The sequence below is a fragment of the Trichocoleus sp. AS-A1 genome (assembly GCF_039962015.1).
In the GTDB taxonomy this organism is placed as follows: Bacteria; Cyanobacteriota; Cyanobacteriia; order Cyanobacteriales; family FACHB-T130; genus FACHB-T130.
Genome location: NZ_JAMPKG010000031.1, coordinates 56050 through 69294, shown reverse-complemented (window position 1 = coordinate 69294; position 13245 = coordinate 56050). Strand labels below are relative to the sequence as shown.

Here is a 13245-nt window from a genome sequence, read left to right as displayed (position 1 = left end):
TCACCTGGTGTAGTTGAGTCTAAGTTTTTTGTCATGAAACCGCCTCACCCTTCGAGGTAGATTGCATCTCTCTAGTATCATATTTACACCCGAATTTAGATGCGCTTACCCTGCTTCCCCTTTTAAAGCTGAGGCATCAATAAATTGAATTACGGAACTTACTCTTTGTAAACCATCAATCAGTTCTAGGACTCCAGTGGAATTCTCTATTACAAAAATCTGAGGAATAGGCAATTCCAAAAGAATTGATTCTATAAGTCTAGATTTCTTTACATCAGACCACCGAAATAAACGCTGATATTCAGGCTGAATAATAAGTTCATCAGCAGCATGTAAATTAACAATTTCTCCAAAGCTTAAATCAAGAGCTTCTGTACGAACTTCTCCAATTTTTTGATCTATGATTTCTTCAAGTGAAGCCATTTGATTTCGTCCTTTACTAATGGTTGACAGCTAAATACAAGTATAAAATAACAAAACTATAACATCATAATTTGCAGCATTCAGCCTAGCGAAGCATCCTTTAAGCAGAACACCAAGAGCGTGGTCAGACATAGATGTAGAGGTATGAGGTCTACTTCTATTATTCCTCGATATCAAAGATAGCCCTAAGCTGCTCCACCAACTCTGCTAAATTTTCCTTTCGGAAAAACTCGGTCATTCTGCGAGTCTTAGGCTTAACCGGAAGCACCTGCAAACCACAGGATACCTTTTTAGCCGCCTGCTCCAATACAGTACGATAGGCACTGCTGGTAGCGTAACCTATACAGGCGACATAGTGGCCGCTGTGACGCTCCAAGTAAGTCACTAGGCGATCGGTTACTAAAGCAATTTGCTCCTTATTGAATGCCTCTAGGCGAAAGTCATACCCCAAAATAGCTTCTTCCTGCTCGTATTCTTCTGGTACAAGACCGTAGAGTCCAGAAAGTGTCACTTTTTGAATCAGTTTCGTCTTCTCACCCAAACCTTGCTCAAGACGTTCTGCGATCAGGCGATGGGAACGGGACTTAGAATATGGTTTGCCACCTGAACAAGGGATTATCAGCAACACCCTCTTGCCTTTCTGGGGTCGATAACCATTGGTCAGGATATTAAAATCCTCTGAATTATAGTTGAGAGAAATAACTCGTCGATCAAGCTCTAGTTCTAGCTGCCGAGGCATAGAGATTATCGTGCGTGATAGCCTAACTTGCAGACTTTCATCTTCTTGAGCGATCGCACCTAATACAGGTCGTAGCTGAGAAAATTTTTCTGTATGTCGTATCAAATAATCCTGTAATAAATTCGCTTCTATAGCCTTTTTAGTCTCATCAACAATTCGGAAGTCCATTTCCAAGTTGTGGAGAGCAATATCACCATAGTATTTGCTTTTGTAGTGACCACTAGCTTGGGGACGACCACGAATTTCAGATGTTAAGGCATTTTGTATTTCTTCAAGGTTTGCCTGCTTGCACACGCGGCAATCACAGGTTAACTTTTCCATCTCTAAAACTGGCTGGGTGCGTCCCGTCGCCGGGTTAATGTAGCTTAGGCTTCTAGTTTCTTGGACATAGGTACTAGAGTCGAAGCTGTCCACGCCTAAATAGGCTAGAAGGGGAACTATATTACCAGTAACCCCAAAAACGTGGATGGGTATTTCAGCACGCCGTTCTTCTGGAATATTCTCCTGCAAGCCTTGTAGGATGCTAAGGATAGCCAAGAATTTATGACTACCTCGTAGGGGTACCAACGAGCCAACGGCTAATCCGAATCGGTAATCTTTCAAATCTTCAGCTTGGAACCTATCAAAGACTTGTTTTACATAGCGTCCCATACTATCTCTATTTTGACCGTGGGCAGCAACATATAGAAAAGGTTTATAATCTGACCTTTTCCGAAGTTCTAGAGCTGCGCTGACAGCATTTTCGATACTTTTCTGCATACGCTCCTCAGCCTCAGCCTGCGCTAAACCAGGAGGCAAAGGATAATCTAGGGTAGCAACAATGTCACCATTAAATTCTCTCTGTAATTCTAAAATCGTCTGTGAACCTTTTCCATTTTCAATAGACAAATCATAAGCTGACAAGTTTACGCTTTTGTTCCAAAGCAGCTTAAAACCGCCAGAATCGAGAAATAATGGAGATGCAAATTGCTTAAGGTTGACCTCCTCCATGTAACGCTGTTTAATGCCACGCTTTCGCCATTTGTCTAACTCATGAGGTCTATTAGGAATAAAGTCCAAAAAATGAAGCACTTGAGACATCAATGGCACTGGTTCTTCACGACGCAGCAAGCCGTTGGACTCGTCTGTTTGGAGAACGTACTTCCACAAACCTCCTCCTCTGGCTGTTGTACCAGTAACTAGACATACTACCGGAAACAAACATGGTGTAGAAATTACTGTTTGTGTCTGTGAAAGATATAAATTACCGATACGACCATGTTTGAAAGGTGTTGTTGAAAACATTTATCTTGTGAGTTTAGCCACGATTACAGGTGACACAGCTATGACAATTTCAGGGACTTCTATACTGGCAGGGGAGCAACACCATAACACCAAGTAGGAGCCTTTTCGTTACTATACTGGGCAAGCAGACGATCTTAGGAGAAGAAAAATTGCATGAAGGAGGGCAGCAAGTACCAGCCACTCCTCGAATTTCTGCGTGGCAGCAATCAGCGTGAAGTCCTACTGACCTTTGCCGAAATCGAGGCTCTGATGAATAACCCCTTGCCCGACTCAGCACGGAGTAAACGGGCATGGTGGAGCAATCGCAGCAAAGGCGCACTGCAAGCCTCAGCCTGGATGGAAGCCGGATATCGCGTTGAGAATGTGGATCTGGATGGGCAACGAGTGACATTTCGTAAACCTACTACTGACTACCAAGTTCAGCGCGTGGGTGACACTGTGCTGTGGAATAGGGACCTGATCAAAGCACTACGTCTTCATATGGGTCTGACACAGGTAGCGTTTGCACAAAGCCTCGGTGTACGTCAGAAAACTGTCAGCGACTGGGAGAAGGGAGCCTATGCGCCCACCCGATCCAAATCAAAACATCTGGAGTTAGTTGCTGGGATAGCTGGATTCAGGTACATGGGGAGTTCTGAAAGCTTAGAGTAAATTATTGACATTATAACTACTAACCGCCTAGGCTGTCAAAAAGACATCCAGCTCTGGCAATAGTCAAGCATGGACGATTGCAGAGGCAAACCCCTACCACTCCTAGGTGGGATGGTCATTGAAACTCCATTCAAAATTTCCAACTGTACACCATCGTGCCGCTAGCGTCCCAATACCTGCTAACTATCCTCATGCACTAGAAGGGAGAAGGGTCGGCAATGCCCACTCTCTCATGAAACCCAGTTGCTCAAAAACTCTACTTGTCCCTGCATTTCTTCTGCTGATCTCGTGTTAATCAGCCGCAAAACTCCGCGCATCAGTTTGCCAATCCCGTACCGTTGCTGTGGAGCCAGAATAATCCCTGCATGGGACAAACCTTGCTCAAGCAGTATTGTATGCAGCTGATAAAAGTCTCTGGCGTTAAAGCTGAAAATAACTCGACTATTTTCTCTAGCCCAAACAAGCTGCTCATCATCGGAGCGATGTAGCATTCCCACATCTGCGACTGTTAACACATCTACATAGCGCGATCGCAAAGCTTGTACAAAATCCTCATCGATTGCGTCTTCGTCGATATACAGCAGTATCTTGCTCATCCACGAACTCGTTAATCCTTCTTACTGTGTAATGCTGCCAGTCGATCGTATTCGGCATCTTCCTCAGCTAAATCTGCTTCAATGCGATCGCGGTTGGCATGATAGTAAGCCAAAGCAGCGTAAACTTGGGCAAGGTTTAGGTAACTCATACGACGTGCAATCTCTTCGGCACTAGCACCTTGTTTGTAGAGAACCACTACCCGACTCACAGAGGTTCTGGTTCCCGCAATCATTGGACGACCCCTGCCAATATCTGGAGAACAGGTCACAAGTGTACCGATGTCAGTAGAAGTTAGCATAATTGACAAAAGCTGAAGCTAAGATTGCTCATCCACAATCTATCATTTTCTTTCTTGTGGATAATCGCTGCGTAAAGTCTAAAACAATAGACGAACAAGAAACAAAAAATCGCTTAACTGGTGTTTACAAAAAGTTTCTGAGGGTTGGCAACTTGGTACAGAGACTTAGGGGGAGTCAGAGTAGAGGCTGGCGATCGCGCACAATAACAAAGCTTCTGTCCACTCTACAACTGCCCCGTAGGTATCGCCGGTATGACCGCCTAGCTGGCGGTGAAACCAGACTCCTGTTAAAAACGCGATCGCGCATCCTGCGGCTGCCGTTCCCACCGCTGCGGGCCACCGAGTCGGCGATAGGACGATCTGTAATCCCATCAGGGCAAATAGCACTAGCAATCCCAGTAGGATGTCTTGAGGCGTCCGGATGGATTCTTTATGGAAGGCACCTTTACCCTCCGCTTTGAGGTAAGGATAGCAAGCGATCGCTACCACTTGTCCCCACCTTCCCCATCCTGCCGATACCATTAGTGCCAGCCACCGATAAGATTCTAAGTCACTCAGAGCAGATGTTTTTAATAGCAGCAGCGCGATCGCTGCCATCGCTCCAAAGGCACCCGTGGCGCTATCTGCCATCACCTTTAAACGCCGCTGCCGTTCGCGTAGCTCGTCCGAAGAAAAATCCTGCACTGCCAGTCCATCTGCTGTATCCATAGCCCCATCCAGATGCAGACCCCCGGTGAGGGCAATCCAAGCAACAACGACCATTGCAGAGCGAGTCAGCATTGGGACACCCAGCAGTTGAAAACAAGTATCCAGAAGAGCGAGTAACCCTCCAATAAATAAACCCACCAAAGGTGCCCAACGCGCAATGCCGCGAAATTCTAATGTCCATCCAGATGGAATCGGAATACAGGTGTAAAACGCGATCGCACCCAGAAATCCTTTCCAAAATGAGAAAATTTGCACCACAAACAAACTTAATGACTTTTCGATAACAAATTCAGCAGATTAGCGTATGAACAGGGGAGAAATGTTGGGCTAAGATTGTCTCGTAGCAGTTCCGATTGCCATAGGCGTATGCCGTTAGGCTCCTCGCGCTTTGCTGAGTGTTCGCGTTCGCCATAACCGTCGAATGCGTATGCCGTAAGGATTCGGATTCTTGCCCAAAGCGCGTATACCATTAGGTTATGAAAGCTACCTACTTCCCTAAGTAGTGTATATCGCATTATTCTGTTGCATCTACGCAGCGACCAGGCAAGATCGGGCTTGTTTGAACCAGAGGCTGTTCCCATGACTTATGACCAATCTCCGCCCCACTTACCGGCTCCATGTATTATTGACAGCGGCATTATTGTTAATAAACAAGATATGCGACGACTGTTGACCGATCTAGGTCGCGTTCGCTACATCCACACCCTCGATGGCAAAGTTCAGAGCGAGGGCGAAGGATGCGTACTGGACGTATTTGCTGAACCACAGCGGTCTACGATGATTGCTAACCAGGCAATCTATCTTAACGTCCATAGTTTTGATTATTTGCAACTGCACCAGTCGAGCGAACAGGAATCTTATTTTGACTTGATTCAAGATCATCGTCAGTTACGTTTGATACCACTTTCTAGCCCACTCCAAGAGCAAAGCACGCCGATCATTAACGCCGCTGCTTTAGAAGCAATGGTGACACAAGTTCTGTCTGCTAAGTGGGATGTCCAACTTGACGACGACGATTGCTTATTCTAAGTAATCTTTAGTTAGGAAGTCGTTAGTCATCAGTCATTAGTCAATAAAAATCGACTAATCATCTAAAAACTAAAGACTAAAGACTATTGTTAGTAGGACTCGCAGCTAAAGTAAGTGGGATTTTCGTTTCAATGTCAGGCGCGTTGTCGCCATACGCAGGCACGAGCCGGGACTTTTTTGACACCACATGGCTTAGTAGAAACACCTAAGTTTATGCCGGTAGGGACGCTGGCGACTGTCAAATCTGTGACAATCGATCAGCTGGAGGCAACGGGTGCCCAAATGGTTTTGGCGAATACCTTTCACCTCCACTTGCAACCTGGAGAAGCAATTGTGGCGGGTGCAGGTGGGCTGCACCGCTTTATGGGCTGGAAGAAGCCGATGCTGACAGATTCTGGCGGCTTCCAGGTGTTTAGCTTGAGCGAGTTGCGGAAAATTACTGAAGAGGGTGTAACTTTTCGCTCTCCCCGCGATGGGCGGATGATTCATCTAACGCCGGAGCGGTCAATCCAAATTCAGAACGAACTGGGAGCAGATGTCATTATGGCATTTGATGAGTGTCCGCCTTATCCAGCGGAGCGCTCAGAAGTCATGGCGGCAACAGAGCGGACTTATCGGTGGCTGGAACGATGTATAAATGCTAACCAACGTCCGAATGAGCAAGCTTTGTTTGGGATTGTTCAAGGTGGCGTTTACCTGGATTTGCGAGTTGCGGCTGCTGAGTCATTAGCGGAGTTAAATTTGCCAGGATACGCGATTGGCGGCGTCAGCGTGGGAGAACCGGCGGAACTGATTCACCAGATTGTGCGGGCGACTGCGCCAGTGTTACCCGCCGAAAAGCCTCGTTACCTGATGGGTGTCGGCACTTATCGAGAAATGGCACAAGCGATCGCTGCGGGTATCGATTTATTTGACTGTGTGATACCCACTCGCTGGGCGCGTCACGGTACTGTGATGGTACAGGGAGAACGCTGGAATTTGAAAAACGCTCAGTACAGAGAAGATTTCAGTTCCCTGGATGCGAGTTGTCCTTGCTACACCTGCCAGAACTTCAGTCGCGCTTACTTGTGTCATTTAGTGCGAACGCGAGAAATCCTCGGTTACACCTTACTCTCAATTCACAACATTACTGAATTGATTCGGTTTACCCAACGAATCCGGGAAGCAATTTTAGGCGATCGCTTTGTCACGGAATTTGGTCACTGGCTAGACACTCCAACAGAATAATTAAAAATTAAAAAACTTTAAGCATGAGCGTAAACGTCTTTCGGATCGAGTCGGCCTTTTTAGAGATAGCGATCGCAATTTTGGGGAATTTTAGCGGTCGAGGATCGTCAAGAGCGATCGCCACCGTTTAGTAAAAGTAAATTTTCCATGTAGGCTGAAATCGCGTCCAGCTAACAGCCGAGTCATGTTAAGATACTTGTCAATTCTTAAAACTGTGTTGGAAAGGTGGATTTTAAATATGGAAGCAGCACTGCTGTTGGCAAAACTGCCGGAAGCTTACTCCTTCTTTGACCCCCTGGTAGACGTTCTCCCGATCATCCCCGTGTTCTTCTTGTTGTTGGCTTTCGTTTGGCAAGCATCTGTGGGTTTCCGCTAAACCTGAACTGCCAAAAAATTGAAAGGGCACCCACATGGGTGCCCTTTTATGATTCAGGGTAGGCACAAGGCCGCTTCCTAAAACTTGTTTAACCCTGCGATCCCATTGCTTTCTGAAAGGCAGGACGTTCCGAGAGTCGCTGGATATAGGTAACAACTGCTGGATATTCGCTCAGGTCGAGCTTCAGCATCATGGGTATATAAGCCAGAATCGACCCTACCGCTACATCGACGACCGTTAGTTCCTCGCCTAACAGGAACGGTTGCCCTTCCAAAATTTCATTCAGCGGTGTCAGCAACTTAGGCGTTTCGCGTTCCCGACTCGCTTCCACAAAAATCCCTGATCCTAAGGTGGCATTGCCAAAGATTACCCATTGGGTGATTTGAGCTTGTTCCTCCAGAGTGGCTGGCATCTTGCCGTACTTTTGGGCGAGATACAGCAGAATCGCCCCTGACTCCCAGAGTTTAAAATCTCCATCAACAATTGCCGGGACTTTTCCGATCGGGTTAATTGCCAGAAACTCTGGTTGGAGATGAGCGCCTGCCTGCATATCGAGCTGGACGAATTCGTAAGGAACGCCCAACTCTTCAAGATACCACTTAACAATGGATGCCCGACTACGGGCACCGCCATACAGTTTCAACATCGCAGATATCCTAAAGGACTTTATGGGTGTGAGAGTGTTGTTTCACGTTGTCTTCTTTGCGGACAACGCGCTGAGCATTCAGTACTCGCTTGCGTTCGACGGAATAGTTAAAGTCATTGCGGGTAGTGCCCAGAGGAATATGAGATTTGGCCTCTGGTTTGTTCTTATAGGTGCGAACAGATGCGATCGCCCGAAAAGTGAACTCATCGCTAAATTGCGCCTCTTCTGGAAAATCTGCTGGCTTGTAGAGGTTATCGCCGACGATCACTGCACCCATTGTGGTCGCAACAGCCATCTTGTAGGAGGTCGGAATCCCTTTCAGAAGTGCTTCCAGAGCAGCTGAGGGGATGGGTTCAATAATGTTGACTTCTTGGACTTCGCCATCTTCCTTGAAGAAACAAGTGGCTAAGCCAAGTAGCAGGTAGTCATCTTCGCTGAGATCGGGAGCATTGGGATAAGAAGTTGCAGTTGTCATAAGACCGTTTTAAGGAACGATTGCCAAACACCGACGGGAGCGCGTAAGTATCGCTTGCATTCTACCAGCATCCATTCAGTTGGGGCAGTGGGGAGAGGTGTAATGGGGAGCATCGCTTCAATTTTCCCTGCTCTTTTGCACCTTTGCATGGTTGTAGGATTTTCACCCCTCGCATCCCCCGCTCAAAATCCATAATTTTTTCCTATGCCAATCCTGCAAGCTTCACAGTCGTCAGTTCTCCTAGACGGGTAAATACGAGATTTAGGGAGTCTCTACAGATAGTTTCAGTAATGCTCTGGATTGGGGCTGTAGATTTCCTAAAGGACATCCAAACCGAACTGAAGGTATAGGAGATCGCTCCAGTGCTGGAAGACGCTTTAAGCAGTGACACAGAACACCCCGGCAACGAATAGGAAGCCGCTAAAGTAGATTCCAGAGAAGTCCAAGGTACCCTTGAGGATGATTATGAACGCTCGCGCAATCAATTTTCAAGACCAGGCAAAACACCAAAACGGTTCGCCGGTTTCATTGACCACCGGCACAGTTCCAAGGCGTTTTAATCTAGTCACCTCGGTATCTGGAGGACACCAGAACCAATCCCTGCGCTCCCTACGAGCTTTAGCAAAGGAAAAAGCTCAGCATGGCGATCGCAACGGCGCGATCGCTATCCTGACGACTCTCATCGAACTGAACCCCAGCAGTGCCACTGACTATAACAACCGGGGGTTGATTTATTTCCAGAACGGTCAAAAGGAGCAAGCGATCGCCGACTATAACACGGCGTTGGAACTCGATCCCCACTTGGACAGTGTTTACAACAATCGCGCCAACTACTACGCTTCTTTAGGACAGTTGGCAGAAGCGATCGCGGACTACGAGATGACCCTGGATCTCAACCCTGGCAACGTTCGGGCTTGGATCAACCAAGGGATCACCTTTCGGGATCTGGGACTTTACGACTTGGCGTTAGAGAATTTTGACCTAGTGCTGAGATTAGGTCAGCTACAAGGGAATATCTACGCAGAGCGGGGTCGTACCCATCATCTGCACGGCGACTGGAACTGCGCGATCGCTGATTATCAAAACGCTTTGGCTGTGCTTGCTCCTTTTGGTTCTGCCGGACGCTTGCGCTTGCAAGTCGAAAATTGGATGAACCAACTGCTGAAACCTATCAGCGCTTGAGGAACCATTTAAAATTCAAAAAAATTCAAAATTCAAAATATTTTGAATTTTTACTCATCAGTCGTATTGTTATCCAGCCACACAACTGGACGCTGAGAAGGGTCAACTCGATGGCTTTGTTCCTGCATCACGCTTTTGGCTTGCTGGGGATCGAAGTAGCGGCTGAAGTTATTACTTAAACGATTGACTCGTTTTTCTGTGCGCTTCACTTCTTGTCGGATTTCTCCTAGCTTTGCTTGCTGGGACAGGTGATAAGGCAAAAGTTGCACGAGAGCGGCGATCGCTGCCGATGAAAGCACTACATTTACTGCTAATTTAGCTGTCGTTTCGATTGCGATCGCTCGGTTAGGATGGCGTCGCGGTTGTCGCCGCGTCCGAGGAACTATCCGGCTGTTTGGTGCCGGTTGCTGATGAGGTTGTGAGGGTTCAATAGCATTCATGGTGTCAGGATACCACTCTGGACGCAAGCGCCACTATGTCTGTCGATAGATGTCAAAGGCTTTAAGGGAGGTACCCCTGCCTAGAGTTGCTGCAAGTGAATTAAGAAGCTAGGGATTGGATGCTAAGGACTAGAAACCAGGGGAAGAGGGAGCGGGAGAAGGGGAGCCGATGTGTACTAAAGCCCTGTCATTCCCTCACTCTCTCTTGCCATCAGCGGCTAGTCCCTAGCAAGGGGTGACATCTACTTGTACAGTTCCGTTGATAGCCGGAATGCCATGATGCCAGCAAACAGCGCCACAACTAAAGCAATATACACTTGGGTATCGGATATCGACATCGTTTACCAACTCCTTATTTCAGGTTTATAGTTCAACAATTTCGGCTAAATTATGCCCAATATAAACATCTTGTAACAAGATGCAACACAGCCGCGTAAAAATTCTAGCTCCATTGTTTGGCTTGCTTAATGGAATTTTCGACTAATTTTTCCCGACAAAGGTTAAGCTTAATTAAGACAGCAATCATTTTGGCACAATTTAGCCAGTTAATTTTTGCTTTTAGTTTGATAGTTCCAGTTTGAAGCTTGCGTGAATGCTAGACCAAATCCTGAACTCTCCGCTCAATCCGGGACTTGAAGCTCCCCTTGTACTGCTTGTTCTAGTTGTATTAGAGGCAGTGCTGTCAGCGGATAACGCGATCGCCCTAGCAGCTATTGCCCAAGGCTTAGAAGACAGCACGCTCCAGCGTCGCGCCCTCAACTTTGGATTAGCAGTTGCCTACATCCTCCGAATCACTTTGATTCTGACAGCAACCTGGGTAATTCAGTTCTGGCAGTTTGAGTTATTAGGGGCACTCTATCTGCTTTGGCTGGTGTTTCAGTATTTTACTTCCGATGAAGGGGAAGCTCAGGAACATCATGGGCCGCGATTTGCTTCTCTATGGCATGCAATTCCGATAATCGCCGTCACCGATTTAGCTTTTTCCCTCGATAGCGTCACTACAGCGATCGCAATTTCTAAAGATACCTGGCTGGTTCTCACCGGAGGTACGATTGGAGTGATTACGCTGCGGTTTATGGCTGGCTTATTCATCCGTTGGCTCGATGAATTTGTCCATCTTCAGGATGCTGGCTATATCACCGTTGCCCTTGTAGGATTGCGATTGCTCTGCAAAGCGATTCAGCCAGATTTGGTGCCGCCAGAGTGGTTAACCATTGCCTGTATTGGGGTGATATTTGCCTGGGGATTTTCTCAGCGCGTCCCCGCTGAGCAAACCGTAGAGATTCAGCAGAAGGAAGAGCAAAAGCGTTAGGCAAAAAAAGATTGAAAATGGCTAATCGCCGATGGCACATTTTTTAAGCGCCGTTCGCGATTAGCCGTTGGTGATTTACTCGTAGATCCAGGAAGTCAAGCTGGGCTTCCAGCTAACAAGTTCTTCATCTTTAAACCACAGAGCAATCTCGCGCTGCGCGGTTTCGATAGCGTCGGAACCGTGGATGAGGTTGCGACCAATACTGACTCCATAATCGCCGCGAATTGTACCCGGTTCAGCGGTCAGTGGGTTAGTCGCCCCAATCATTTTTCTAGCGGCTGCGACCACTCCATCGGCTTCCCATACCGTCGCGACTACTGGGCCAGAGGTGATAAACTCGACCAAACCCGCAAAAAACGGTCTTTCTCGGTGTACGTCATAGTGCTGCTCTGCCAGTTCCCGGCTCACACTCATCAACTTTAAGCCAACCAGAGTAAAACCTTTGGCTTCAAAGCGCCGGATGACCTCACCCGCGAGGTTGCGCTGTACACCATCAGGCTTGACCATGACAAATGTCCGTTCCAAGTTTATCTCCTTTAGATTTTACAAACTGATACAAAACACAGATTAGACTAGAAGGCTTTTTAACGCAAAGGGCGCAAAGGTTTACGCAAAAGGATACGAAGATCAACTTTAAGTAAATTCCCACCGCGTTGACACTGCCAAATTGAGCATCTCACCCAAATCCCTCTTGGCGTTCCTTTGCGGTTTCCTTCGCCTACCTTTGCGTTAAAAGTTTAAATGAATTGCTGCCGATCTACCCGTTATGACGTTCTAAGGCTAATTGAATCAGTTGATCGACTAATTCTGGGAAAGCAACACCCGTCGCCCCCCAAAGTTGGGGATACATACTCGTTGCCGTGAAACCAGGCATGGTATTAATTTCATTAATCAAGACTTCGCCAGTGGCTTCAACGTAGAAAAAGTCCACCCGCCCCAAACCAGCCCCATCAACTGCGGCAAACGCTTGAAGAGCCATTTCTTGGATTTGAGTGGCAACGGCATCTGGCACTCTCGCTGGGATCGCTAAATCCGCGCGTCCCTCGGTGTACTTCGTTTCGTAGTCGTAAAAATCACTGTCAAAGGTAATTTCTCCAACGACAGAAGCTTTGGGATTGTCATTCCCCAAAACGGCACATTCTAACTCCCGCGCCACCACGCCTGCTTCCACAATTAAGCGACGGTCGTAGCTGGCAGCGTTATCGAGGGCGGTTTCTAACTCAGCACGCGATCGCACTTTGGAAATTCCCACCGATGAACCTAAATTCGCCGGTTTCACAAAACAGGGATAACCGAGTGTAGCTTCAATTTGTTCGCAAAGCTTGGGGAAAACACAGGGATTCGACCACACTTGCGAGCGATTAACGGTGATGTATTTCACTTGAGGCAATCCTGCATTGGCGAATGCCATTTTCATGGCAATTTTGTCCATTCCCATCGCAGAACCTAAAACCCCAGTCCCAACAAAAGGCACTTGCATTAATTTCAGCATCCCCTGAACGGTGCCATCTTCCCCATTCGGGCCGTGGAGGATGGGAAACCAGACATCTACCTCAGCAGCTTCGGGGGGAAATTGCCAACGAGTTACGTTTTCGGGACTGGGTAACGGTTGCTGAGAATTTTCTGAGGCGAGTTGGGATTCCGGCGGTCTTCCAGATGCTAAAACTTGTTGAGCCACTTCCCCGGCTTGCCAACGTCCATCTTTGTGGATGTAGAAAGGCAGGAGTTCGTACTTAGCGCTGTTTTGTTGGGCACTCAAAGCTTGCGCGATCGCCCGTGCCGAACTTAGCGAAACTTCATGTTCTCCCGAACAACCCCCAAACAGCAATCCCACCCGCATTTTATTCATTTCGGATAT

The 13245-nt window shown here is 47.4% G+C and carries 16 protein-coding genes and 1 pseudogene; 6 read left to right on the top strand and 11 right to left on the bottom strand.

Annotated features, from left to right (window positions below):
- Window positions 1-129: 129 nt before the first annotated feature.
- Together NC994_RS21055 and NC994_RS21050 are read right to left on the bottom strand one after the other, a co-directional pair.
- A pseudogene (locus NC994_RS21055) lies at window positions 130-423 on the bottom strand (DUF262 domain-containing protein); the annotation flags it as partial.
- Window positions 424-583: 160 nt separating this feature from the next.
- Window positions 584-2446: a tRNA-guanine transglycosylase gene (locus NC994_RS21050; protein WP_190432267.1), complete on the bottom strand. Its 1863-nt coding sequence runs from the start codon at window positions 2444-2446 to the stop codon at window positions 584-586.
- A 153-nt stretch (window positions 2447-2599) separates the two neighbouring features.
- Here NC994_RS21050 and NC994_RS21045 point away from each other — a divergent pair, with 153 nt between their 5' ends.
- A complete protein-coding gene (locus NC994_RS21045; RefSeq protein ID WP_190432265.1) occupies window positions 2600-3097 on the top strand; it encodes a helix-turn-helix transcriptional regulator in 498 nt (165 codons plus the stop codon).
- A 230-nt stretch (window positions 3098-3327) separates the two neighbouring features.
- Here the strand turns inward: NC994_RS21045 and NC994_RS21040 are convergent, their stop codons facing one another.
- The 3 genes from NC994_RS21040 to cobS form a co-directional block, all read right to left on the bottom strand.
- Complete coding sequence (locus tag NC994_RS21040) at window positions 3328-3693, bottom strand: DUF5615 family PIN-like protein (RefSeq protein WP_190432263.1); 366 nt, start codon at window positions 3691-3693, stop codon at window positions 3328-3330.
- A gap of 11 nt (window positions 3694-3704) precedes the next feature.
- A complete protein-coding gene (locus NC994_RS21035; protein WP_190432261.1) occupies window positions 3705-3992 on the bottom strand; it encodes a DUF433 domain-containing protein in 288 nt (95 codons plus the stop codon).
- A gap of 165 nt (window positions 3993-4157) precedes the next feature.
- Window positions 4158-4955 (bottom strand): adenosylcobinamide-GDP ribazoletransferase, encoded by a 798-nt coding sequence (cobS, locus tag NC994_RS21030; RefSeq protein ID WP_347276544.1) that lies wholly within the window; start codon window positions 4953-4955, stop codon window positions 4158-4160.
- Window positions 4956-5279: 324 nt separating this feature from the next.
- Here cobS and NC994_RS21025 point away from each other — a divergent pair, with 324 nt between their 5' ends.
- The 3 genes from NC994_RS21025 to NC994_RS21015 all read left to right on the top strand — a co-directional run bounded on the left by NC994_RS21025 (window position 5280) and on the right by NC994_RS21015 (window position 7332).
- Window positions 5280-5729 carry a hypothetical protein gene (locus tag NC994_RS21025; RefSeq protein ID WP_190432259.1) on the top strand — a complete coding sequence of 150 codons (450 nt, stop codon included), beginning with the start codon at window positions 5280-5282 and terminating at the stop codon, window positions 5727-5729.
- 114 nt (window positions 5730-5843) lie between these two features.
- Window positions 5844-6956 (top strand): tRNA guanosine(34) transglycosylase Tgt, encoded by a 1113-nt coding sequence (gene tgt, locus NC994_RS21020; protein ID WP_190432257.1) that lies wholly within the window; start codon window positions 5844-5846, stop codon window positions 6954-6956.
- Window positions 6957-7194: 238 nt separating this feature from the next.
- Window positions 7195-7332, top strand: coding sequence for a photosystem II reaction center protein K (locus NC994_RS21015; RefSeq protein WP_190413748.1), 138 nt, complete (start codon window positions 7195-7197; stop codon window positions 7330-7332).
- An 88-nt stretch (window positions 7333-7420) separates the two neighbouring features.
- On the opposite strand, the gene NC994_RS21010 is transcribed toward NC994_RS21015, so the two are convergent.
- Together NC994_RS21010 and NC994_RS21005 are read right to left on the bottom strand one after the other, a co-directional pair.
- Window positions 7421-7978 (bottom strand): glutathione S-transferase family protein, encoded by a 558-nt coding sequence (locus tag NC994_RS21010; RefSeq protein WP_190432255.1) that lies wholly within the window; start codon window positions 7976-7978, stop codon window positions 7421-7423.
- Between the two features lie 10 nt (window positions 7979-7988).
- Window positions 7989-8453 carry a hypothetical protein gene (locus tag NC994_RS21005; protein WP_190426879.1) on the bottom strand — a complete coding sequence of 155 codons (465 nt, stop codon included), beginning with the start codon at window positions 8451-8453 and terminating at the stop codon, window positions 7989-7991.
- A 465-nt stretch (window positions 8454-8918) separates the two neighbouring features.
- On the opposite strand from NC994_RS21005, the gene NC994_RS21000 reads away from it, so the two are divergent.
- Window positions 8919-9635 carry a tetratricopeptide repeat protein gene (locus NC994_RS21000; protein WP_190413322.1) on the top strand — a complete coding sequence of 239 codons (717 nt, stop codon included), beginning with the start codon at window positions 8919-8921 and terminating at the stop codon, window positions 9633-9635.
- A 50-nt stretch (window positions 9636-9685) separates the two neighbouring features.
- Here the strand turns inward: NC994_RS21000 and NC994_RS20995 are convergent, their stop codons facing one another.
- Together NC994_RS20995 and psaM are read right to left on the bottom strand one after the other, a co-directional pair.
- Window positions 9686-10075 carry a hypothetical protein gene (locus NC994_RS20995; protein WP_190413320.1) on the bottom strand — a complete coding sequence of 130 codons (390 nt, stop codon included), beginning with the start codon at window positions 10073-10075 and terminating at the stop codon, window positions 9686-9688.
- Between the two features lie 242 nt (window positions 10076-10317).
- A complete protein-coding gene (psaM, locus tag NC994_RS20990) occupies window positions 10318-10413 on the bottom strand; it encodes a photosystem I reaction center subunit XII (RefSeq protein WP_190413318.1) in 96 nt (31 codons plus the stop codon).
- A gap of 254 nt (window positions 10414-10667) precedes the next feature.
- Here psaM and NC994_RS20985 point away from each other — a divergent pair, with 254 nt between their 5' ends.
- Window positions 10668-11387, top strand: coding sequence for a TerC family protein (locus NC994_RS20985; RefSeq protein ID WP_190426878.1), 720 nt, complete (start codon window positions 10668-10670; stop codon window positions 11385-11387).
- 75 nt (window positions 11388-11462) lie between these two features.
- Here the strand turns inward: NC994_RS20985 and ndk are convergent, their stop codons facing one another.
- Both ndk and NC994_RS20975 read right to left on the bottom strand, forming a co-directional pair.
- Window positions 11463-11894, bottom strand: coding sequence for a nucleoside-diphosphate kinase (gene ndk, locus NC994_RS20980; protein WP_348225606.1), 432 nt, complete (start codon window positions 11892-11894; stop codon window positions 11463-11465).
- Window positions 11895-12144: 250 nt separating this feature from the next.
- Window positions 12145-13236: a D-alanine--D-alanine ligase family protein gene (locus NC994_RS20975; protein WP_190432252.1), complete on the bottom strand. Its 1092-nt coding sequence runs from the start codon at window positions 13234-13236 to the stop codon at window positions 12145-12147.
- Window positions 13237-13245: the final 9 nt, after the last annotated feature.

Excerpts from the sequence above, each read along its gene's own strand:
- NC994_RS21015 (WP_190413748.1), top strand. The coding sequence starts at position 7,195 with ATGGAAGCAGCACTGCTGTTGGCAAAACTGCCGGAAGCTTACTCCTTC.
- ndk (WP_348225606.1), bottom strand. The coding sequence starts at position 11,894 with ATGGTCAAGCCTGATGGTGTACAGCGCAACCTCGCGGGTGAGGTCATC.
- NC994_RS21040 (WP_190432263.1), bottom strand. The coding sequence starts at position 3,693 with ATGAGCAAGATACTGCTGTATATCGACGAAGACGCAATCGATGAGGAT.
- NC994_RS21045 (WP_190432265.1), top strand. The coding sequence starts at position 2,600 with ATGAAGGAGGGCAGCAAGTACCAGCCACTCCTCGAATTTCTGCGTGGC.
- psaM (WP_190413318.1), bottom strand. The coding sequence starts at position 10,413 with ATGTCGATATCCGATACCCAAGTGTATATTGCTTTAGTTGTGGCGCTG.
- NC994_RS21010 (WP_190432255.1), bottom strand. The coding sequence starts at position 7,978 with ATGTTGAAACTGTATGGCGGTGCCCGTAGTCGGGCATCCATTGTTAAG.
- NC994_RS21050 (WP_190432267.1), bottom strand. The coding sequence starts at position 2,446 with ATGTTTTCAACAACACCTTTCAAACATGGTCGTATCGGTAATTTATAT.
- NC994_RS21000 (WP_190413322.1), top strand. The coding sequence starts at position 8,919 with ATGAACGCTCGCGCAATCAATTTTCAAGACCAGGCAAAACACCAAAAC.
- NC994_RS21035 (WP_190432261.1), bottom strand. The coding sequence starts at position 3,992 with ATGCTAACTTCTACTGACATCGGTACACTTGTGACCTGTTCTCCAGAT.
- NC994_RS20995 (WP_190413320.1), bottom strand. The coding sequence starts at position 10,075 with ATGAATGCTATTGAACCCTCACAACCTCATCAGCAACCGGCACCAAAC.
- NC994_RS20985 (WP_190426878.1), top strand. The coding sequence starts at position 10,668 with ATGCTAGACCAAATCCTGAACTCTCCGCTCAATCCGGGACTTGAAGCT.
- NC994_RS20975 (WP_190432252.1), bottom strand. The coding sequence starts at position 13,236 with ATGAATAAAATGCGGGTGGGATTGCTGTTTGGGGGTTGTTCGGGAGAA.
- NC994_RS21025 (WP_190432259.1), top strand. The coding sequence starts at position 5,280 with ATGACTTATGACCAATCTCCGCCCCACTTACCGGCTCCATGTATTATT.
- NC994_RS21005 (WP_190426879.1), bottom strand. The coding sequence starts at position 8,453 with ATGACAACTGCAACTTCTTATCCCAATGCTCCCGATCTCAGCGAAGAT.